Below are 20824 nucleotides of genomic sequence, written 5' to 3'. Positions count from 1 at the left end.
ATCGTCGAGCTGCTCCTGCCGCTCTCGATGCCCGATCCCTACCCCTGCCCAGACTGCACCCCGGCACCGCCACCCGCGCCGTGCTGCCACGCCTGCGGGCAGTCCCTTCTCCCCAACTATGAGTAATACAGTGATGCTTACAGCTAATGGCACACCTATGGCACGTTCGACCGCAGGTCGCGCCGTCTCCGAACAGCACCGGCCCGCCCCGATAGATGGCCACCAGACCGATCTGCTGATCGACATGGACAAGGCCAACGAGCTGCAGCTTTTCCCGACACACCCGTGGACCGTCCGCGCGGTGTGGGAAATCCTCGGGCCTCTGATCTTCCCCGACACCTGGCCCGACGTTCCGCAGGATCTCGATATCTACGACCCCTGCGCAGGTCTCGGCCACATGGTCGAGCCCCTGCGCGAGATCTTCCCGCGCGTTTTTGCCTCGGACGTTCACGACTGGGGTAAGGGCTACCCTGTGGCCGACGCACTCTTTTTCGCCGCCGGGAAGGGCCGACGCAATATCGCGTTCATGAACCCGCCGTTCGACAAACCGCTCAAAGGCATGGCGGCGCGGATGATCCGTCAGGCGCAACATTCCTGCGAGCACGTCATCGCGCTTTGCCGCCTGAGCTTCCTTTCGACCATCGACCGTTACCACCTGCACCACGATAACGAGCTGGGCAACCTGCGCCACGTCCTGATCGTGACCGAGCGCGCGCCGATGCAGCTGGGTCTCTATAACCCTAAGTGCTCGAAGCCGCAGGAATATGCCTATTTCCACTATCAGCGCGGCTTTAAAGGCTACCCGCAGATCATCGGCATCCCCAAGGGCAGCCGCGCGCGCCATTTCCGGCCGGAAGACGTGCGGATCTGATGACGACTTTGTTGACGGAATCGGAGGCAGCGGCGAGATTGCAAATCTCGAAGGAGACCCTTGCGCGCAAGCGTAAGGCAGGGCAGATCACGTTCTGCCCCGTGGGTCGCCGCGTCCTCTATTCCGTCAACGACATCGAAGCGTTCATCAGTAAATGCCGGACTACGTCCTCGCCAAAATCTCAACCAGCAAATACTGGTATATCACCTGGACCGAAGGCCGTCGCTCAAGACGCGCCTCGACTCGCCAGACAGATCGCCGCGAAGCTGAAAAAGTCCTCGCCGCCTTCAGCCTCGAATATAATCCTGATGCGCCGGCGATCCTGACCGCTATCGACGTGCTCGACTGGTATTACGACACGCATGGCAAGGATTTGCACCGGGCCGACAGCACAAAAGACAGCGTCGAGATCCTGAAGGCCTTTTTTAGCATCACGCCCGCCCACGAAATCGACCCGCAAAAACAGGCTGAATTTATTGCGCATCGGCGGATTCCGCGCGACAAAAACCGCACCGAACCCCTGTCCAACGACACGATCAACCGTGATCTGGCCACCCTATCCGCGGCCCTGCGCAAGGCCTTCGAATGGAAGCTGATCGAGCAGCCGTTCAAGGTCACCCTGCTACCGAAGCCCGCCGCCCGTGAGCGCTTCCTGACCCGCCACGAGGTGGCTAAGCTGTACCGGCAACTACGCCAGAAACGAAAAGACAATAAGGACTATAAACACGTCCTGTTGTTCGCGCGGATCGCGCTGAACACCGGCGCGCGCCCCGGCGCCATCCTGACCCTGACATGGGACCGCGTGGATTTCAGCCGCCGCATTCTGTGGTTCCCCGTCCCGGGTCGAGCCCAGACCAATAAACGCGCCGCCGTCATTTCCTTCGATCACAAGCTCGAAGCCGCTCTCCTACGAGCGAAGAAGGCCCACGACGAGCTTGCGCGCAAATCGAACCAGTATCCTAACGAGGTCATAGTCTTCGAAGGCCAACCGGTGAAGGTCATCCGCAAATCTGTCACCACGGCCATGAAAGCCGTAGGTATCACGGACGCTTCGCCGCACACATTCCGTCACACGTTCGCGACCTGGGCCGCGATGGGCGGAGCCCCGCTCTACATCCTGGGCGGCGCACTGGGCCACTCCAACCCGTCGACGACGGCCAAATATGCCAAATACCAACCTGAGGCCTTCAAGGACGTCATCCGCGCCAGTCGCAAGAAGCGATCGGCCTGACGACCATGCGCGCGCAACTTGCGCGCAGTTCTTGATAAGTTCTGACAATTCAAGCCAACTCCTGACAACTCAAACGCCATTTTTCTCAATAAAATCTGTAAAATCATGTCGCCATACCCTCGTTCGCAATGAGGAGGCCAGCGGTTCGAATCCGCTTAGCTCCACCATTTCGCTGTCATCCGCGCCCGCCGTGCACACCCTGCCGGCGGGCGTCGGCTTATCTGGCGCCCCCCATGGATGCGTAAATCCGGAAAGGCCGCACAGAGGAAATGCGCCATTAGGGCAACGCGATTGCGTCTATCGATTGGGGAAATTTTTCGAAAATCTCCCAATTCAACAATTATCGATAATATTTGACACTCCGTACTTGTCCGACATAATAGCCCCCTATCGAAGCGATGAATGCTTCAACAGGGAAGGGCTTCATGATACGTCCCAAAACCGCGCCGACATCCCCTCATATCAGCGTCTCCCGTCGTCAGGCGGTGAGCGGGGTGGCCGCCCTTTGCAGCCTGAGCCTTGTCGGTGAAGCGGCGGCACTGACGGCCACGCCGCGTCAGCGCGTGATCCTCGATAACGATTTTTCCGGCGATCCGGACGGCCTGTTTCAACTGGCGCATCATCTGGCCTCGCCCTCGGTGGAAATTCCCCTCGTCATCGGCTCGCATATCCACGTGAAGGACTTTCTCGATAAGTCCAGGACCCAGGCCGACAACGCGGTCGCCAGGGTCAACGAGGTTTATGACATGATGAAGCTGGCCCAACGCCCCAAAACCGTGGCTGGTTACAATGCCGCACCGGCCAAGGACGCCAAACCGCAACCGACCGAGGCCGCCAGGCTGATCATCGCCGAGGCGATGCGCACCGATACCAAACTGCCGCTGTTCTATGCCGCCGGAGCGGGCCTGACCGAACTGGCCGAGGCCCTGAAGCTGGAGCCCGGGATCGGCAAGAAAATGAAACTGGTCTGGATCGGCGGTTACGAACACGCCGATCTGATGCCCGCGGGCATCCCGCCGCGGCGTGATTCCGAGTACAATACGACCATCAACCTCGCCGCGGTCCAGACGGTGTTCAACGACTCGGACATCGAAATCTGGCAGGTGCCCCGCAATGTCTATCGCCAACTGAACATCAGCTATGCGGAGCTGTTCGCCGGGCTGGCCCCGGCAGGCAAACTCGGCACCTATCTGATCGCGCAGCTTGAGCGCGTCATGGCCGCCATCAAGGCCAATCTGGGCGAGACCTATATTCTGGGCGACAGTCCGCTGGTCACCCTGACGGCGCTGCAATCGTCGTTCGATCCGGATAGCTCGTCGAGCGCCTATACGATCCGTCCGACTCCGCGCGTCACGGACAATGCCCGCTACGAGGTCAATCCGACTGGACGCCCGATGCGCGTCTATCTCAATATCGACACCCGTATGACCTTTGCCGATATGTTCGCCAAGCTGGCGGCGACGGCAAAATGAGGGGTGACGTTGTCGCTCTCAGACCACGACTTACATTGTTGCAAATGAAACACAACCCGTCGCCCCGTGGCAGGGATGCAGGATTTTTTGTTGCACATCGCAACATCCGGCGGTAACGGCTTTTCGTCGTCGCTTCGGTGACGATGCCTCAGTGGCGTAGAAAGCGATTACTTCTAATCTATGTGTCGCCGGTTCGAGTCCGGTCTTGGTTTGACCACGTAGCTCAGATGGTAGAGCAATAGGCAACCGCGCTTTCGCCTTTTCCCTGATGCGTTCCAAGTGGCGTTGATAAGGTTTACACCGAACCTGTCACGTTCGGCAGACCGTTGAGGTTTGCCGTCAACCTTATCGTCTATTCCCTTGTCTGCCGGTGGCGCAGATATCGCTTTCATCGCCTTGAAAACGCCCGCGATATCGTTTTTCCCCGGTTCTAAGCGCATGCCCAAAAGTGCCTCGCGGTTTTTGGAAATACATGCGCGACAAAAAAGAACTCAGTCTTCCGTGGCGCAGGCACCGGCTTCTTCGCTCGCACCCCAGGGACAGGACGGCCCCGGATGTCAGGTCCAACCTGACAAGCCGGAACAGCCCGGATTAGCGACAATCCGGCGGAAGCGTCTCCCAACCGGAACCGACTATTCCCGGAAGGCTGGTATCGATTATTTGAATTTTCTTGTTGCATTACGCAACAAGTTGCATTAGTAACAGCGTCATCGCTCAGGCAGGCCCGCTTAGGGAACCACCCGAACGACATCCATTCAGGTGGCGTAGGCGGCGGTTACTTCGCCTCAAACGCGGGAGGTTGCGGGTTCGAATCCCGTCACGGCTTACGGTCGTGTAGCTCAATGGGAGAGCGCCACAGACCGTCTCTGGCTGTTCCCCTGAATGTCCACCGATAGCAACTGCAAGCGTTCTATTGCGGTCACGCGTCTTCTTTCGCAGCGATGTGTTCGCCCCAAACCCAGTGCCATTCACGCGCAGTATCCGCCGGATATTCGGTCCGGCAGGACAAGTTGCGCTGAATTTCGACACGCATCTAATCCCAAAACCGCTTCACACTTTGGGGGATGCGCTTAACATTCAAGATGCAGAGAAGGTGCGGTCATGCGACTGAACATTTTCCAAAAGCGCCCCCGCATCACGTATGAAGGGGCCCCCGCCGCGATCCTGTCGGCAGAGCAAAGACTTCGCCGGTCGGTGCTGTCGTGCCTGTTGTGGGAAGACGAATTCTACGAGGACGGCGAAAGCATCGCCGAGCGGATCTATACGCTGGCCCTCGAGGTCGCGCCCGAAACGGTGGCGGCTCTGGCCATCGAAGCCCGCGAACAGATGAAGCTGCGTCACGCGCCGCTGATCCTGCTGTGCGCCCTGATCAAGGTTGGGGGTACGCTGGTGGCAACCACCATCGAGCGGGTGATCCAGCGGGCCGACGAACTGTCGGAGCTGGTGGCGATCTACTGGCGGCACGGCAAGCGCCCCTTGTCGAAGCAGATGAAGCTGGGTCTGGCCCGGGCCTTCGTCAAGTTCGACGCCTATGCGTTGGCGAAATACGACCGGGCGGGACCGGTGCGTCTGCGCGACGTTCTGTTCCTGTCGCACGCCAGGCCGAAGGACGAGGCGCAGGCCTTGCTGTGGAAGCAACTGGCCGAAGGTACGCTGGCGTCCCCCGATACGTGGGAAGTCGCGCTGTCGGGCGGAGCGGACAAGCGCGAGACCTTCACGCGCCTGCTGACCGAGCGCAAGCTTGGCTATCTGGCCCTGCTGCGGAACCTCCGCAACATGGATCAGGCGGGTGTCGACGAGGATCTTGTTAAGGCCGCGATTCTGGCCCGCAAGGGCGCCGAGCGCGTCCTGCCGTTCCGTTATGTGGCGGCAGCGCGTGCGGCACCCCGGTTCGAGCCCTGGCTCGATCAGGCCCTGAGCGAGACGATCCTCGAAGAGCCCGTATTCGGGGGTCGGACGATCGTTCTGGTCGACGTGTCGGGATCGATGGAAGCGCGGGTGTCGGCGAAGTCGGACCTGACCCGGATGGACGCGGCGGCGACGCTGGCGGCCATCATTCCGGGCGAGGTGCGGGTCTTCACCTTCTCCAATGCGGTCGTTGAGGTTCCCCCTCGGCGCGGTACGGCGGGTGTCGACGCGGTCCTTGGGTCGCAGACGCACGGCGGTACGGAGCTCGGCAAGGCGGTGACGAAGATCAACGGCATTAAACATGACCGTCTGATCGTCATCACCGACGAACAAAGCGCCGACCGCGTGCCGCAACCGGTGGCGAGACAGGCCTACATGATCAATGTGGCCTCGTATCGTAACGGCATAGGCTATGGCGGCGCATGGACGCACATCGACGGGTTTTCCGAAAATGTGCTGAGCTTCATTCGTGAGCAGGAACTGCTCACACAGGGAGCTTGATCCATGACGGCGGAGGAACTGAGGGTGGCAGCTATTCTGCTATTCGGCGAACGGGGCTGGCAGTCCCGTTTGTCGGAGGCGCTGGATGTCGACCGCTCCTCGGTTTCCCGCTGGTTCGCCGGCCTGCCGGTCCCCGGACCGGCGGCCGCCGCCGTCAGGGCATGGCTTAAACTGTACGAACTAACCGGCGAGACGCCTTACGAGCTTGCCGGTCTTATCGATCCGAAAAAATAGGGGCATGGTATGCCCCGGAAAGAGGGGTATCCTCATGCAAGTGTTTCAAGGGGCCCGTGGCGGGCTGATCAAGGCGTGGATCGACGGAGTCGCCGTCGAGGATCAAGCGCGCAAGCAGCTCGACAACATCGCGGCCATGCCGTTCATCCACAAGCACGTGGCGATTATGCCCGATGTCCACTGGGGCATGGGTGCGACCATCGGTTCGGTCATCCCGACCAAAGGCGCGATCATTCCGGCCGCCGTCGGCGTCGATCTCGGCTGCGGCATGATGGCCGTGCGCACGACGCTGACCGCGTCCGACCTGCCCGACAATCTGTCAGGTCTTCGGACGGCGATCGAACAGCGTATCCCGCACGGGCGGACCGACAATGGTGGGGCGAACGACCGCGGGGCATGGGGTGAAACCTCCGAGGCGACCAATGCGGAATTTTCGAAGCTGTCCGGCGAACTGCAAAAGATCGTCGACAAGCACCCGAAGATCAGCCAGGCCGCGCATCGGGCGCAGAACCACCTCGGGACGCTGGGGACCGGCAACCACTTCGTCGAGGTCTGTCTCGATGAAAACGATGCTGTGTGGATCATGCTGCATTCCGGCTCGCGCGGGATCGGCAACCGCATCGGCTCGTACTTCATCGAACGCGCCAAGCACGAGATGAAGCGCTGGTTCGTCAACCTGCCCGACGAGGATCTGGCCTATCTGCCCGAAGGGTCGGAACTGTTCGGCGACTATATGGGCGCGGTGTCGTGGGCCCAGCGCTTTGCCCGCACGAACCGCGAACTGATGATGACGGCGGCGCTCGAAGCTCTGTCGGTGTCGGTGCCCAAGCGCTTTACCTGCGACTGCGAGGCCGTCAACTGCCACCACAACTACGTGGCACACGAACGGCACTTCGGCTCGGACGTGCTGGTGACGCGTAAGGGGGCCGTGCGCATTACGCCCGAAACGCTGGGGATCATCCCCGGTTCGATGGGCGCGCGCTCGTTCATCGTGCGCGGTATCGCCGGTCAGGCCATGGCCGAGGCCCTGTGCTCGTGTTCGCACGGCGCCGGGCGGGCCATGTCGCGCGCCGAGGCCAAGCGGCGCTTCACGCTGGAGGACCACGCCCGCGCTACGGCGGGAGTGGAATGCCGTAAGGACGCCGAGGTCATCGACGAGACCCCGGCGGCCTATAAGGACATCGACGCGGTGATGAAGGCGCAGGCCGACCACGTCGAGATCGTCCATACCCTGAAGCAGGTCGTCTGCGTAAAAGGGTAACTCTAACGAGGGGATGCGGCCAGAAGGGATGCGGTACACGCCGCATCCCTTCCTTATTTTTACCTCCGTGAAGGCGGGCACAATTTTACGCCGCCTGTGGCTATGCTGCGGACTCTGCTCATTGCCGGAGGATCGATATGGCCCTGCTGTCACGCACACCCTTCTCACATTCCGGGCCTGCCCCTACCCTGCGCACCGCTCTTATCGCCGGAAGCCTTGTGGCCGTCGCGGCGCTGGCGGCGAAATACGCCGCCGACCGCTGGAAGGCACGCCCGAAAGCCGCACCGCTGGAGGCCGGCGACTTCGCCACCCGGGCCCGCAGCCTCAATCGCTTCGTCGTCTCGGCCAGCCATATCGCGCAGTCGAAAGCGCAGGATAATGCGGTCTTCGCCTTGGCCGAACATTTCATCGAGGCGCACAAGACCACCGAGGCCGATTTCGACGACGCCATCGTGTCGGAGGCCCTGTGGATGTCCGCCCGCGTCCTCAGTCCGGCGCACGAGGCGGCACTGGATCACCTGCGCCACGCCTCACTTCAGGATTTCGACGCCGCCTATATCGAGGCCATGATCGAAGCACACAAGGCCGCCGTCAGGGATTTTGCCGCCTATGCGAAGTCGGGCGAAAGCGGCGACCTCAGGACGCTGGCGGGCAGCGTCGTCGCCTTGTGGCAGGATCATCTGGACCGCCTGAACCGCAGCGCCATCGAACCGGCGTCATCCGATCAGAAGGCCGACTGACATGCTGGCAAAACCCCTGCATCCCAATAAGACCATTCACCGCAATGTCGATCTGGAACCGGTAGAGACGCCCGCTGACAAACAACCGAATGCCGAGAGCGCCGCTTCGGGTCTCGGCGCGGACCCGGTGAACGAACGCGCCGACCGTTAGATGGCTTCCTAAATAGCTTCCGGGCACTCGATATGGCAGATCGCCAGGGCGCGCGTCAGGGCAACCTGAACCGCCTGCGTGATCGCCAGACGCGCCGGATTGGCGACACCGTCCACGATCACCGGCACGCGGGTATAGTAGGAATTATAGATCGCCGCCACGTCCATCAGATGACGGACCAGCACCGACGGATTGGCCTGTTTCGCCGCCGCCACGACCTTTTGCGGAATCTGCTGCAGCTTGAGCAACAGATCGGCCTCCTGCGCATCGATAGCATAGTCGACACCGGTCAGGACCGCCGCGCCGCCGCCGTTTTTGCGCAAAATGCTGCGCGCCCGGCATGCCGCATAAACGACGTACGCGCCGCCCGATCGCTCGAACCCGGCGATGGTCGCGTCCATGTCCGAGGCGTCGATTTCCACCGCGCCTTTGATGTCCTGCTTGAGGTCGTTGAACACGATCGAACCGATGGCCAGTTCCTGCGCCGCGCTGTCCAGTTCCGCCTCGTCCGCCGTCACGCGGTCCGACAGGCGGTTACGGAAGTAGACCTTGGCCGCCGCCAGCATACCCGTGACGTTCGACACTGACTGACGCGACGACAGTTTCTTGCCGGTCTGGGCATCGACATAGAAGCCGAAATAGACGTGCTGAAACTGCGTCTTGTCCGCCGAGGCGATACCGGTCGCATAGGCCGAGCGGAACAGGCGGTTGAAGTGGACCTGCTGCTCCTGCCCCACCACATAGAAGACGTCGGTCGGATCGAACATTTCGCCACGCAGCTTGATTGCACCCATGTCGCGCGTCGAATAGATGCTCTGGCCGTCGGCACGGCGCACCACGAAACGCTCGTTATTGTCCAGCTTCACCACCGCCGCGCCGATATCCTTGCGGATACGACCGATCAGGTTGTCGCGCTCGGCCTCGGTGATGTCGCCCGCCGCAAAACGCGCCTCTTCGACGGCGATGTCGGCAGCCGCATGGCCCTCATCGAATAGGACCGCCGTACCATCGGCCAGCGCCGCATCCACCGTGGCGTCACCGGCCTGATAGTAGAAGCTTTCGCCGATGACGAGGTCGAAATGGATATTGAGCGCGTCGTAGAAACCCTCGAACGCGGCCAGACTCCATTGCACCATCTCCAGCCACAGGGCGACCTCTTCGGCATCGCCGTTTTCCAGAGCGCGGAAACGGGCGTCCGCCGCTGCGACATAGTCGGCAACAGCCGATTTCAATTTTTCCAGAGTTCCGGCACCAGAGAAATAACGTTCGGCAATTACGGCGTCTTCAACATCCCAGTCGGCCCGCTCCTTTTTGGATTCGAGGATGCGTTCGACCGAACGGCGGATCTTGTAGATTTCAAGCAGCTTGTCGTTGTCGCCCATATCCGCCGGAAACAGTGTCCCGAACCGACGATACCCTTCCAGCATGAAACCGAAACCGCCGAAGTCATTGATATGATTGACGCGGAAAGCGTCGGCACCCGAGCGCTCCCACAGATTCGACAGGACGTGGCCGACGATGGTCGAGCGGATATGGCCGGCGTGCAGGGTCTTGGCGACATTAGGCGAGGAGTAGTCGATGACGGCCGAGCGATTGAGCAGCGCATCGGAATCGCCGAAATGCGCACCGATCCCGGTCACCGCCTGCGCCCCATTCAGCATCCAGGCGTCCGACAGGGTCAGATTGATATACATGCCCTTGGTTTCAAGCTTCGCAATCGCGTCGGCAAAATCCGGCCCTTGCAGGATTTCGACGATCCACGGCAGGTGATTGGCCATGAAGCCCTTGGGGCCGCCGTCTTTCAGCAATTGCGGAAAGCGCAACGCCAGATCGCCGCCCATCTTGGCGCGGTCGATGAAGTCGAACTTGATATCGAGGTCGATCCCGGCCCGGACCGACAGGGCGTCGGTGATACGCTTTTCCAACTGAGGCAGGGGATAGGCGTCGAAGGCCGGACGCGTCAGGGCCTCACGTTCGCGACGGTAACGCGCCACAAAGGCGTTGACCTCCTGCAAACGGGATTGATTGACCTCGGCGAGCGCGTTCATGGCGGTGTCCTTAAAAACCTGGAACGCGTGCATCTATGGGATGTTGCGGCAAATATCAAGGCAATGAGGCTTATCCAAAGCCCAGCCATACCGCTACAAGCAGAGTCACCGCGGCGCAGGCCAGCGGCATGAAGCGTCCCCAATGGCGACGACGCCGGGTGGGCATGACCGTCAGTCCGTAAAAAGGCGATTTCATCGGATCCATGGTGCGCCTCAATATCTGGCCGAGATACGTGGCAAATGCCTGAAACACCCGTCAGAGCCCTCTTGCGCACAGGGGGTAAGCTTCGTGAACATCGGCGTGTCCTCGGTAATGCGGCCAAACAGCCTTATGCCGCAACGGTTTCGGAAAAGGACACGCTAACACCGCCGTTATCAGAAAGCGCTGCACGGCGGAGACCGGAAAATAAGCGCCTGGTAAGCACAACACGCAAAAACGCCCGCGACCTCACCGGCGCGGGCGTTTTTTGCGTACGGCGCAGCGGTTTAGCGGCGCGGCTGATTAGGGTTGTGTTGATCCGGGCGCGTATTGTTGCGCACGTCGGACTGATCGTTGCGACCCTGATCGGGCTGTTGTTGCTGACCGGGCTTGCGGCCTTGCTTGTTCATGTCGTTTTGAGGGTTAGCCATTGTTTCAGCTCCTGTTTTTATATGGGTTTATCCTTCTTTGCGAAGGCCTGCGCACCCTAGGGCCGGGCCTGTAAAAAATCGTCGGGGGGAAAGCCGTCAGGTGCAAAAAAGCCCTCCAATCGAATCTTTATAAATTCCCGATTTTGTTATTTTGCGGCGCAGCAAATTGCATGGCACGGCGTTCTTAATAAGAACCCAAGGGTCACAAGGTGGTGAAGTCGTAAAAAAGGGATAAGTTTTTCCCGTTATCGTTGTATAATTTCGCATGCCCAAACGGATTCTCAACGACGTCAAGGCCGCCCATGACACAGGCTTGTTCGAAAGCCTGGCCAATGCCGTGCCGGTTTTGATCTGGATTTCCGACGCTTTGGGCGAAGCCGCCTGGTTTTCCGCCGGCTGGCTGGGCTTTCGCGGGCGCGGCCTCGATGAGGAAGTGCGCGATGGCCGCCTGAGCGGCGTACACCCCGACGACCGGGATCTGTGCCGCGACATTTACAATGCTCATTTCGACCGGCGCGACGCCTTCGAGATGGAGTACCGGCTGCGGCACGCTTCGGGCGAATATCGCTGGGTCATGGACCGCGGCGCGCCCCATTACAGCGCCACCGGAGACTTTCTCGGCTTTACCGGCGCCTGCACCGACATCCACGATCATAAGAGCATCGAAACCCTGCTGCAGGAAAACGAACAGCACCTGCGCGAGGCGCGTGACGCGGCCGAACGCGCCAGTCTGGCCAAGTCGGAGTTTCTGGCCCATATGAGCCACGAAATCCGCACGCCGATGAACGCCGTCATCGGCCTGGCCCACATCCTGACCACGGCCACCCCGCCCCTACCGGACAAGCAGGCCAACTATGCGCGCATCCTGCAATCGAGCGCCGACTCGCTGCTCGATCTGATCAATGACTGTCTGGACATCGCCAAGATCGAAGCCGGTCAGGTCGATCTGGAAACGCTCTCTTTCGATCTGGGGGCTCTGGTCGGCGGCGTGCTGGACATGCTGCGCCTGAAAGCCGATGAAAAAGGCCTCAGGCTGGATTACAGCGACCTGTCGAAAGGCACTGCCCCGACCCACTTCAAAGGCGACCCTTCGCGCCTGCGTCAGATGCTGGTCAATCTGTGCGCCAATGCCGTCAAGTTTACCGATACGGGCCGCGTCGAGGTGACCACCGACTATCGCCCCGACGAGATGAACTCGGACGCGCGTGAGAGGGGCGAACTGATCATCCGCGTCAAGGATACCGGCATCGGGATCGACGCCACGCGGCTGGACACCATATTCGACAAGTTCGTGCAGGCAGAATCGGCTACGCACCGCAAATATGGCGGCACCGGACTGGGGCTGGCCATTACCAAGGCGCTGGCCGAACGGATGGGCGGTCGCATCAGCGTCAATTCCTCAAAGGGTCACGGCGCCGTCTTTACCTTGCGCCTACCGCTGGCGCCGTCGTCCGAACCGACCCCGATCGCCCACACCACCCCTACCGCCAGCAAGGCCGGTGGCCGCCGCGTCCTGATCGTCGAGGATGATCAGGCCAGCGTACTGGTGGCCGTCACCTTTCTCCAAACCTTCGGCTATGTCTGCGACGTCGCCCTCAGCGGTGAGGCGGCGCTCGACCGCTTTGCCGCGCGCAAAGACTACGCCGCCGTGTTGATGGACGTGCAGATGCCGGGTCTCAACGGCTATGAAACCACGCAGGCCCTGCGTGAGGCCGAGGCCCGGCGCGGCCGCCCCCGCATCCCCGTGATCGGCACGACCGCCTACGCCCTGACCGGCGACCGGGCCCTGTGTCTGAAAGCCGGGATGGACGACTATATCACCAAGCCGCTGGACCCCGTGATTCTGCGGCAGAAACTGGAACGCCTGCTGGTTTCCGACGTCGCCTGAGCCGCGCCTCAGGCTTACGGTCTCTTTGCCGTCCGGCCGCCCATTGCCCCTCCTCCGTTTATGGCAGAGCTTCTAAGCTGAGACCATAACCATACCGAGGAGGCCCGCCCCATGATTCACGCCGTAATGATCGTCAGAGCCTTTTGCGACGGCTTTCTGCACCCGGTCCGCACCCTGCGCCGCTGTCAGCGCGAGGATCGCCACCTGCGTAAAAACCTTTGCGAAGAGCAGGTCGATCACATGGTCGAAGATACCTTTCCCGCCAGCGACCCGCCCAGCACCTATTAGAAACATTTCAGACGTAACGGTTTGCTGATACCGCTGCAGCCAAAAGCGCGGATATGCCGCCGGACGATCAATAAGGTTAAAAAGTTTATTGAAATATATATAGAAAAATACAAAATAATCTTATAAATGAATGACTATAAATTTTGATATGTGATTTAAATTTAAAGCAATATCTTTATATTAATACTATTTAATACAACATGAATCATAAATAGTATTTCGTAAAAATAATAAATTTATCATAAATAAATACCCGTGATCGCTAAAATCTCGTGATCACGGGTTGACTATTTTTAAAATATACTCCCTTCCCGTTGCTTTGTCACAGAAAAGGCACTAGATTCCATCTCCACGGGGCAAACGACAGCAAAAACAAAGCGGACCGGCCCGGTTCGACACCGCTCCCCGGGACGTAGCATCCGTATTGACCCATTGCTTAACCGGCGGGAGAGCCATGAAAGTTCTGATCGTTGAGGACAATGAAGCCCTGGCGCAAACCACGGGCTGGATCGTCGAAATGCTCGGTTACGATTACCGCCTGAGCCTGACGCCCCGGGATGCCATGGCCGCCGGGCCGGACTATCTGCCCGATGTTGTACTGATGGATATCGGCCTGCCCGGCATGAGCGGGTACGATCTGTGCCGCGAGATGCGCCAGTATCCGGCGCTGGCCCGCACCGTTTTCATCGCGCAGACCGGGTGGGACGAACGCGAACACGGCGCCCAGTCCGAAGCCGCCGGGTTCCGTCACCACCTGACCAAGCCGGTCGATCTCAAAACCCTCGAAGGCGTGCTCAACGGCATCGCCGAGGACATGCTGGCGCGCGGCTAACGCCCTGCCGCCCACCTTACCTGATACCAATATGGGGACCTGACACATGCCGAACCGGGCGATCAGCGCGGCGCACCAGATAAGCAATGCCCGCCTCAACAAGGCCGATTACGGCGTCCTCACCACCCTGGTGCTGGTGGCGCTGTTTTTCATCATCAGCGGCGTCATTTCCTTTTCCAATATCGCCACCCTTAACAAGGACGCGAAACTGGTCGCCCAGACCCACGAGGTCATATTGGGGCTCAGTGAATTGCTGTCGACGGTCAAGGACGCTGAAACCGGGCAGCGCGGCTATGTGCTGACCGGTAAGGACACCTATCTGGAGCCCTATACGCAAGGCGTCCAGAACGTGCAGGAACGCCTGTCCGCTGTCGATACCCTGATCGCCGGCACCCCGTCGCAGGAAGCCCGGATGGTCTCGCTGAAATACCGCATCAAGTCCAAGCTGGAAGAGCTGGAAGAGACGGTGCGGTTGCGACGGGACAAAGGCTTTGATGCCGCCGCGGCTCTGGTTGGCACCGATCGCGGGCGCGCCGACATGGATCAGGTCCGCGTTCTGATCGCCGCCATGCAGAGCGAGGAGCGCGCCCGCCGCGTTCAGCGCCTCGACGAAATGGCCTCCGCCTATAATACGGCCGTGTTTTCGACCGTTCTGGCAGCGATTTCGGGCATCGTCCTGACCCTGATCATCGCCTTCCTGATCCGCCGCGCCACCGAAATCACCCGCCGTCAGGAATGGGTTCAGGGCGGCGAAGTCGGGGTCTCCACCGCGGCCATCGGCGAACAGCGCCTTGACGAACTGGGCCGCAACATCCTCGCTTTCCTGTCGGAATACAGCGGTGCCCGCGCCGGTGCCTTCTTTGTCAAGGACGGCAGCATCCTGAAACAGGTGGCCACCTTCGGCGTACCCGCCGACAGCGACGTGCCCACGACCCTGAAAATGGGCGAAGGCGTGGTCGGTCAGGCCGCCGCCGACGGCAAGACGATCCTGCTGGCCGATGTGCCCGAAACCCACCTTGCCGTGGGGGCCGCCCTGGGCCAGTGGCGCCCGCGCCACGTGGTCGTATCCCCTGCCAAGTCCGAAGGTCTGGTCGATGCCGTGCTGGAGCTCGGCTATTTCGATCCGGTCGACGCCACGAAGCTGCAACTGCTGGAGCGGATATCCGAATTTGTCAGCATGGCCGTGCGCTCGGCCAATTACCGCGCCGTGCAGCAGAACCTGCTCGAGGAAACCCAGCGCCAGTCCGAAGAACTGCAAACCCAGTCCGAGGAACTGCGCGTCAATAACGAGGAACTGGAGGAGCAGAGCCGCGCCCTCAAGGAATCGCATCTGCGCCTTGAGCAGCAGCAGGCCGAACTGGAGCAGACCAATGTCCAGCTGTCCGAACAGACCCGCGTCCTCGAAATCCAGAAGGAAGACCTGAACCGCAACGCGACCGACATCGCCCAGAAGGCGCAGGAGCTGGAACAGGCCAGCCGCTACAAGTCCGACTTCCTCGCCAATATGAGCCACGAACTGCGCACTCCGCTCAATTCGTCGCTGATTCTGGCCAAGCTGCTGGGGGATAACCGCGAGGGCAATCTGACCGAGGAGCAGGTCAAGTTCGCCCGCACCATCCAGTCGTCGGGCAATGACCTGCTGGCCCTGATCAACGACATCCTCGACCTGTCCAAGATCGAGGCGGGGCAGATGGATATCAATGCCGAACCGGTGTCGTTCAAGCGCCTGGCCAACGACCTGACGCGCACCTTCGAGCCGCTGGCCGGGGAAAAGAAACTGAGCCTGACGGTCGATCTGTCGCCGGATCTGCCGGAACTGTTCGATTCCGACCGTCAGCGTCTGGAGCAGGTGCTGAAAAACCTGCTGTCCAATGCCATCAAGTTCACCGAAAAGGGGTCGGTCACGCTCAGCATCGCCCCGAAGGCCGACGGCACGGTCGCATTTGCCGTTACCGACACCGGCATCGGCATTTCCGAAGAGCAGCAACGCACGGTGTTCGACGCTTTCCGTCAAGCGGATTCGACCATTTCGCGCAAGTACGGCGGCACTGGTCTCGGCCTATCGATCTCGCGCCAGTTGTCGCGTCTGCTGGGCGGCCACATCCACCTGCAAAGCGAGGCCGGCAAGGGATCGACCTTCACCCTTGAATTGCCCCTGAACTATAATCCGGATCAGGTTCCGGCGCGCGTAGAGCCCGCTACGCCGGTCATCGAAACCTTTGCCGAGCCGCCCGCCGCGCCGGATCTGCCGAGCAAGCCGCGCCTGCACGACGACCGCGACAGCCTGAGCGGCGACAAACGCCTGCTGCTGGCGGTCGAGGACGACCCCGCCTTCGCCCGCATCCTCTACGATCTGGCGCACGATCTCGGCTTCCAGTGCCTGCTGGCCAATACTGCCGAAGACGCCATGGTCATGGTGCGTCAGTACGTGCCCGCCGCCGTGGTGCTCGATGTCGGCCTGCCCGACCATTCGGGTCTGTCGGTGCTCGATCGCCTCAAACGCGACCCGCGCACCCGCCACATCCCTGTCCACGTGGTCTCGGCCAACGACTATATGCACACGGCCCTGTCGATGGGCGCGGTCGGCTACATGCTGAAACCCGTGAAGCGCGAGGAACTGGTCGACGCCTTCGAACAGCTTGAAACGCGGCTGGAGAAGCGCATGCGTCGTGTGCTGATCGTCGAGGACGACGCCGTGCAGCGTGACTCGGTCATGGCGCTGCTCAAGACGCAGGACGTCGAGACCGTCGCCGTCGGCACGGCGGCAGAATGCCTTGAGCAACTCAAGGACGGGGCCTATGACTGCATGGTGCTGGACCTCAGCCTGCCCGACGCCACCGGCTATTCGCTGCTCGAAACCCTGTCGGCGGAACAGGATTACGCCTTCCCGCCGGTCATCGTCTATACGGGCCGGGAACTGACGTCCGAAGACGAGCAGAAACTGCGTCGCTATTCCAAGTCGATCATCATCAAGGGCGCGAAATCGCCCGAACGCCTGCTCGACGAAGTGACGCTCTTCCTGCACCAGATGGTGTCGGAGCTATCGCCGGAACAGCAGAAACTGCTGCACATGGCCAAGGGGCGCGACAACATGCTGGAAGGCCGCCGCCTGCTGGTGGTCGAGGACGACGTGCGCAATATCTACGCCGTCACCAATATCTTCGAGCCGCTGGGGGCCATCGTCCAGATCGCGCGCAACGGTCGCGAGGCGCTGGAGGCGCTGGAAATCTCGCAAACATCGCCCGACACCGCCGTCGATCTGGTGCTGATGGACGTCATGATGCCCGAGATGGACGGCCTGACCGCCACGCGTGAAATCCGCAAGAACCCCGACTGGAAGAAGCTGCCGGTGATCATGCTGACAGCCAAGGCCATGAAGGACGATCAGCAGCGCTGCCTGGATGCGGGGGCCAACGACTATATGGCCAAGCCGCTCGACGTCGAAAAACTGGTCTCGCTGGTGCGGGTGTGGGTGCCGAGATAAGCGCTCACACCACATTTTCAAAAGAAACGGCTACCCGCTGCGCTTTACTGATTTTATTTTTATTTGAGATCACAATAAGGTCGGTCTGAAATTTATAATCACGCAATTTTCAGTCGAACCCTTCGGGGCATTTGGGTGTCGTGCACAACAAGATCGAGGACATAGAGGTCCGCCTCCTGCTGGAGGCGATTCATCTCAAATATCACTACGATTTTCGCGGCTATGCCATGGCCTCGATCAAACGCCGCCTCATTCAGGCGCGCGACCGGTTCGGCTGCCGCACCATCTCCATGCTTCAGGACCTCGTCCTGCATGACGAGAGCATCCTGATGGAACTGATGGGCTATCTGACGGTGCAGGTGTCCGAGCTGTTCCGCGATCCGGCCTATTTCAAGGCGATCCGCGAAACGGTCGTGCCGCACCTCAAAACCTATCCGTCGCTCAAGGTATGGATCGCGGGCTGTTCGACCGGTGAAGAAGTTTACTCTTTTGCGATACTGTTCCGCGAAGAGGGGCTTGAGGACCGCACCATTTTCTACGCCACCGACATCAATCAGGACAGCCTGCGCAAGGCGGAGGCCGGTGTCTATGGCCTCGACCGGATGCGCCTGTTCACCGAGAACCACCGCCTGTCGGGCGGCAAGTCGTCCCTGTCGGACTATTATACCGCCGCCTATGGCGCGGCGACCTTCGACAAGTCCCTGCGCAAGCGCATCGTTTTCTCCGACCATTCGCTGGTCACCGACGCCGTCTTTGCCGAGACGCAACTGGTGTCGTGCCGAAACGTCCTGATCTATTTCAACAAGGATCTGCAGAACCGGGCCATCGGCCTGTTCCGCGACTCGTTGTCCAATCGCGGTTTTCTGGGGCTGGGTGCCAAGGAAACCCTGCGCTTTTCCTCGCATGTCGATGGTTTCGCCGAATTCGCCCGTGACGAACGCCTCTATCAGAAACGCGAGGAAGCGTGATGGATGGCCGGTATCCGCTCAAAGGATCGCGCGCTGTCGTCATCGGCGCTTCCGCCGGGGGTTTGCAGGCGCTATCGGCCATCCTGCCGCATCTGCCCGAGGACTATGACCCGGTGCTGGTCTGCATCCACCTGCCGCCACACAAGAACAGCGTCGTCGCCGAACTGTTCGCCGATAAATGCCGAATGAGCGTGGTCGAAGCCGACGACAAGGCCCCGATCGAAGCCGGAACCATCTATTTCGCCCCGCCCGACTATCACCTGCTGGTCGAACAGGATCACAGCCTGTCCCTGTCGAACGAAGCGCCCGTCTATTTCTCGCGCCCGTCCATCGACGTCCTTTTTGAGACCGCCGCCGAAGCCTATGGCGAAGACCTGACCGGCATCGTCCTCAGCGGGGCCAACGAAGACGGGGCGGCGGGGCTTCGCGCCGTGATCGACGCCGGCGGGCGCGGCCTGATCCAGATGCCTAAGGGGGCCTATGCCCGCCTGATGCCGGAATCGGCGATCGCGGCCTGCCCCGAAGCCCGCGTCCTGCCGCTTGAGCAGATTGCCGCCGAACTGACCGGAGACGCCTCATGATGACGCCGCCTGAGCCCGTTCATATCCTGGCCGTCGACGACCTGCCCGAAAACCTGCTGGCGCTTGAGGCCCTGCTGCGCCGCGACGGCCTCGTCATGCTTAAGGCGCGGTCGGGCGTCGAGGCGCTCGAAATCCTGCTCAAGCAGGATGTGGCTCTGGCCCTGCTCGACGTGCAGATGCCGGAGATGGACGGTTTCGAACTGGCCGAGATGATGCGCGGGTCCGAGCGCACCCGCCGCGTGCCGATCATCTTCCTCACCGCCGGGTCCGCCGACCGTCAGCGCCGTTTCCGCGGCTACGAGACCGGGGCCGTCGATTTCCTGCAAAAACCGATCGAGGGCGATATCCTGCGCTCCAAGATCGAGGTCTTCATCGAACTCTACCAGCAGCGTCAGCAAATCGCCGCCCAGCGCGACGCTCTGGCCGCCACAGCCGAAGAGAATATGCGCCTGCTGCGCGAAAGCCGCCGCGCCGCCGAGGCCCTGCGCGAAGCCGATCTGCGCAAGGACGAGTTTCTGGCGACCCTGGCCCACGAACTGCGCAATCCGCTGGCGCCCATCCGCAATGGCCTTCAGATTTTGCGCCTGTCGCCCGACGGACCGATGGCGGGCAATGTCCGTGACATGATGGACCGTCAGATGACCCATCTGGTGCGGCTGATCGATGACCTGCTCGACGTGTCGCGCGTGTCTCAGGGCAAGATCGACCTCAAGCGCGACCGGATGACCGCACAGGCGGCGATTCAGGCGGCGGTGGAAACCTCGCGCCCGCTGATCGATCAGCTTGAGCATCACTTCACGCTCGACCTGCCCGAGGCTCCCGTATGGATCAATGGCGACCTGACGCGGCTGGCGCAAGTCATCGCCAACCTGCTCAACAACGCCGCCAAATACACCCCCGAAGGCGGCCGTATCGTCCTCAGCCTGAGCGAGGATGACGGACAGGCGGTGATCCGCGTCAGCGATACCGGGCTCGGTATCGACGAGGACATGCTGCCCAAAGTCTTCGACCTGTTCACGCAGCTCGACCGCAATCTGCACCGGGCACAGGGCGGACTCGGCATCGGTCTGGCGCTGGCGCAGAAGCTGGTGCACATGCACGGCGGCACCATCGTGGCCCGCAGCGGCGGGCTCAATCAGGGCTCGGTGTTCGAACTGCGTCTGCCCCTGTCGGAAGCGGCGACGCACGACCGGGATACCGACGCACCGGTGGAAACCCAACGGTCCCTCAATGTGCTGGTGGTCGATGACAACCGCGAGTCGGCCCAGACGACCAGTTGGATGCTGGAACTAATCGGGCACACGGCGCGCACGGTCAACGATGGTTACGCCGCGCTTGAAGCCGCCAGAGCCGAACAGCCCGACGTCATCCTGCTCGACATCGGTATGCCGGGCATGAACGGCTACGAGGTCTGCCGGGAGCTGCGTCAAAATCCGGATTTGAACGACACGGTGATCATCGCCCAGACCGGCTGGGGGCAGGAACGCGACCGTCAGAAGGCCTTCGAGGCCGGGTTCGATCACCACATCACCAAACCGATCAGCCTCGATGCGTTTACGCGCCTGCTGAGTGAGGTAACGGCGGAGCGGGAAGCGTCGCTATAAGGCACGCCCTCCTCCCTAAGCCTCTGGCTTGGGGAGGTGCCGAAATGCAAAGCGTTGAGGCGGAGGGGTACACCGCCAAGCTGTTCAGCACGCTACGGCGTTCGGAGTCATACCCCTCCGTCACGCCTTCGG

At 61.0% G+C, this 20824-nt stretch carries 18 protein-coding genes and 1 pseudogene; 16 read left to right on the top strand and 3 right to left on the bottom strand.

The features are described 5' to 3' along the window. The first annotated feature begins 157 nt into the window (after nt 1–157). The 9 genes and pseudogenes from PQU92_RS08085 (at nt 158) to PQU92_RS08050 (ending at nt 8369) form a co-directional block, all read left to right on the top strand. Nucleotides 158–871, top strand: a complete 714-nt coding sequence (locus PQU92_RS08085) for a hypothetical protein (RefSeq protein ID WP_272747708.1) — start codon at nt 158–160, stop codon at nt 869–871. Then, nucleotides 871–972, top strand: a pseudogene (locus tag PQU92_RS18870) (helix-turn-helix domain-containing protein); the annotation flags it as partial. The gene PQU92_RS08085 and the pseudogene PQU92_RS18870, both read left to right, overlap by 1 nt. Before the next feature lie 53 nt (nt 973–1025). Continuing rightward, on the top strand, nt 1026–2102 hold the full coding sequence (locus PQU92_RS08080) for a tyrosine-type recombinase/integrase (RefSeq protein ID WP_272747707.1): 1077 nt from the start codon (nt 1026–1028) through the stop codon (nt 2100–2102). Nucleotides 2103–2527: 425 nt separating this feature from the next. Then, nucleotides 2528–3574, top strand: a complete 1047-nt coding sequence (locus PQU92_RS08075; RefSeq protein ID WP_272747706.1) for a nucleoside hydrolase — start codon at nt 2528–2530, stop codon at nt 3572–3574. 1101 nt (nt 3575–4675) lie between these two features. Continuing rightward, on the top strand, nt 4676–5983 hold the full coding sequence (locus PQU92_RS08070; protein ID WP_272747705.1) for a TROVE domain-containing protein: 1308 nt from the start codon (nt 4676–4678) through the stop codon (nt 5981–5983). Nucleotides 5984–6007: 24 nt separating this feature from the next. Next, nucleotides 6008–6217, top strand: coding sequence for a hypothetical protein (locus PQU92_RS08065; RefSeq protein WP_272747704.1), 210 nt, complete (start codon nt 6008–6010; stop codon nt 6215–6217). Nucleotides 6218–6251: 34 nt separating this feature from the next. Then, entirely contained in the window at nt 6252–7478 is a 1227-nt protein-coding gene (locus PQU92_RS08060; protein WP_272747703.1) for an RtcB family protein, read from the top strand. Between the two features lie 137 nt (nt 7479–7615). Further along, entirely contained in the window at nt 7616–8218 is a 603-nt protein-coding gene (locus PQU92_RS08055; RefSeq protein WP_272747702.1) for a DUF4142 domain-containing protein, read from the top strand. A gap of 1 nt (nt 8219) precedes the next feature. Next, on the top strand, nt 8220–8369 hold the full coding sequence (locus PQU92_RS08050) for a hypothetical protein (protein WP_272747701.1): 150 nt from the start codon (nt 8220–8222) through the stop codon (nt 8367–8369). Between the two features lie 8 nt (nt 8370–8377). On the opposite strand, the gene argS is transcribed toward PQU92_RS08050, so the two are convergent. From argS to PQU92_RS08035, 3 genes are all read right to left on the bottom strand, one after another. After that, nucleotides 8378–10417, bottom strand: coding sequence for an arginine--tRNA ligase domain-containing protein (gene argS, locus PQU92_RS08045; RefSeq protein ID WP_272747700.1), 2040 nt, complete (start codon nt 10415–10417; stop codon nt 8378–8380). 70 nt (nt 10418–10487) lie between these two features. Beyond that, nucleotides 10488–10613, bottom strand: a complete 126-nt coding sequence (locus PQU92_RS08040) for a hypothetical protein (RefSeq protein WP_272747699.1) — start codon at nt 10611–10613, stop codon at nt 10488–10490. A gap of 290 nt (nt 10614–10903) precedes the next feature. Further along, complete coding sequence (locus PQU92_RS08035) at nt 10904–11047, bottom strand: hypothetical protein (RefSeq protein ID WP_272747698.1); 144 nt, start codon at nt 11045–11047, stop codon at nt 10904–10906. Between the two features lie 265 nt (nt 11048–11312). Between PQU92_RS08035 and PQU92_RS08030 the strand changes: the two genes are divergently transcribed. The 7 genes from PQU92_RS08030 to PQU92_RS08000 all read left to right on the top strand — a co-directional run bounded on the left by PQU92_RS08030 (nt 11313) and on the right by PQU92_RS08000 (nt 20692). Continuing rightward, a complete protein-coding gene (locus PQU92_RS08030) occupies nt 11313–12935 on the top strand; it encodes a PAS domain-containing hybrid sensor histidine kinase/response regulator (protein WP_272747697.1) in 1623 nt (540 codons plus the stop codon). Between the two features lie 111 nt (nt 12936–13046). After that, nucleotides 13047–13223, top strand: coding sequence for a hypothetical protein (locus PQU92_RS08025; protein WP_272747696.1), 177 nt, complete (start codon nt 13047–13049; stop codon nt 13221–13223). 454 nt (nt 13224–13677) lie between these two features. Continuing rightward, entirely contained in the window at nt 13678–14055 is a 378-nt protein-coding gene (locus tag PQU92_RS08020; RefSeq protein WP_272747695.1) for a response regulator, read from the top strand. Nucleotides 14056–14101: 46 nt separating this feature from the next. Continuing rightward, nucleotides 14102–17539 (top strand): response regulator, encoded by a 3438-nt coding sequence (locus PQU92_RS08015; protein ID WP_272747694.1) that lies wholly within the window; start codon nt 14102–14104, stop codon nt 17537–17539. A gap of 140 nt (nt 17540–17679) precedes the next feature. Next, nucleotides 17680–18507: a CheR family methyltransferase gene (locus PQU92_RS08010; protein WP_272747693.1), complete on the top strand. Its 828-nt coding sequence runs from the start codon at nt 17680–17682 to the stop codon at nt 18505–18507. Continuing rightward, nucleotides 18507–19088, top strand: a complete 582-nt coding sequence (locus tag PQU92_RS08005; RefSeq protein ID WP_272747692.1) for a chemotaxis protein CheB — start codon at nt 18507–18509, stop codon at nt 19086–19088. The genes PQU92_RS08010 and PQU92_RS08005 overlap by 1 nt, the downstream gene beginning before the upstream one ends. After that, nucleotides 19085–20692, top strand: a complete 1608-nt coding sequence (locus tag PQU92_RS08000; RefSeq protein ID WP_272747691.1) for a response regulator — start codon at nt 19085–19087, stop codon at nt 20690–20692. The genes PQU92_RS08005 and PQU92_RS08000 overlap by 4 nt, the downstream gene beginning before the upstream one ends. The last annotated feature ends 132 nt before the right edge of the window (nt 20693–20824 follow it).

The organism is Asticcacaulis aquaticus, from assembly GCF_028550415.1.
Classification (GTDB): Bacteria; Pseudomonadota; Alphaproteobacteria; order Caulobacterales; family Caulobacteraceae; genus Asticcacaulis; species Asticcacaulis aquaticus.
This window is presented reverse-complemented; position numbering and strand designations above follow the sequence as displayed.

Coding starts and splice junctions, on each gene's coding strand:
- PQU92_RS08000 (WP_272747691.1), top strand. CDS start 19,085: ATGATGACGCCGCCTGAGCCCGTTCATATCCTGGCCGTCGACGACCTG.
- PQU92_RS08085 (WP_272747708.1), top strand. CDS start 158: ATGGCACGTTCGACCGCAGGTCGCGCCGTCTCCGAACAGCACCGGCCC.
- PQU92_RS08030 (WP_272747697.1), top strand. CDS start 11,313: ATGCCCAAACGGATTCTCAACGACGTCAAGGCCGCCCATGACACAGGC.
- PQU92_RS08035 (WP_272747698.1), bottom strand. CDS start 11,047: ATGGCTAACCCTCAAAACGACATGAACAAGCAAGGCCGCAAGCCCGGT.
- PQU92_RS08050 (WP_272747701.1), top strand. CDS start 8,220: ATGCTGGCAAAACCCCTGCATCCCAATAAGACCATTCACCGCAATGTC.
- PQU92_RS08025 (WP_272747696.1), top strand. CDS start 13,047: ATGATTCACGCCGTAATGATCGTCAGAGCCTTTTGCGACGGCTTTCTG.
- PQU92_RS08080 (WP_272747707.1), top strand. CDS start 1,026: ATGCCGGACTACGTCCTCGCCAAAATCTCAACCAGCAAATACTGGTAT.
- PQU92_RS08055 (WP_272747702.1), top strand. CDS start 7,616: ATGGCCCTGCTGTCACGCACACCCTTCTCACATTCCGGGCCTGCCCCT.
- PQU92_RS08070 (WP_272747705.1), top strand. CDS start 4,676: ATGCGACTGAACATTTTCCAAAAGCGCCCCCGCATCACGTATGAAGGG.
- PQU92_RS08075 (WP_272747706.1), top strand. CDS start 2,528: ATGATACGTCCCAAAACCGCGCCGACATCCCCTCATATCAGCGTCTCC.
- PQU92_RS08015 (WP_272747694.1), top strand. CDS start 14,102: ATGCCGAACCGGGCGATCAGCGCGGCGCACCAGATAAGCAATGCCCGC.
- PQU92_RS08020 (WP_272747695.1), top strand. CDS start 13,678: ATGAAAGTTCTGATCGTTGAGGACAATGAAGCCCTGGCGCAAACCACG.
- argS (WP_272747700.1), bottom strand. CDS start 10,417: ATGAACGCGCTCGCCGAGGTCAATCAATCCCGTTTGCAGGAGGTCAAC.
- PQU92_RS08060 (WP_272747703.1), top strand. CDS start 6,252: ATGCAAGTGTTTCAAGGGGCCCGTGGCGGGCTGATCAAGGCGTGGATC.
- PQU92_RS08040 (WP_272747699.1), bottom strand. CDS start 10,613: ATGAAATCGCCTTTTTACGGACTGACGGTCATGCCCACCCGGCGTCGT.
- PQU92_RS08005 (WP_272747692.1), top strand. CDS start 18,507: ATGGATGGCCGGTATCCGCTCAAAGGATCGCGCGCTGTCGTCATCGGC.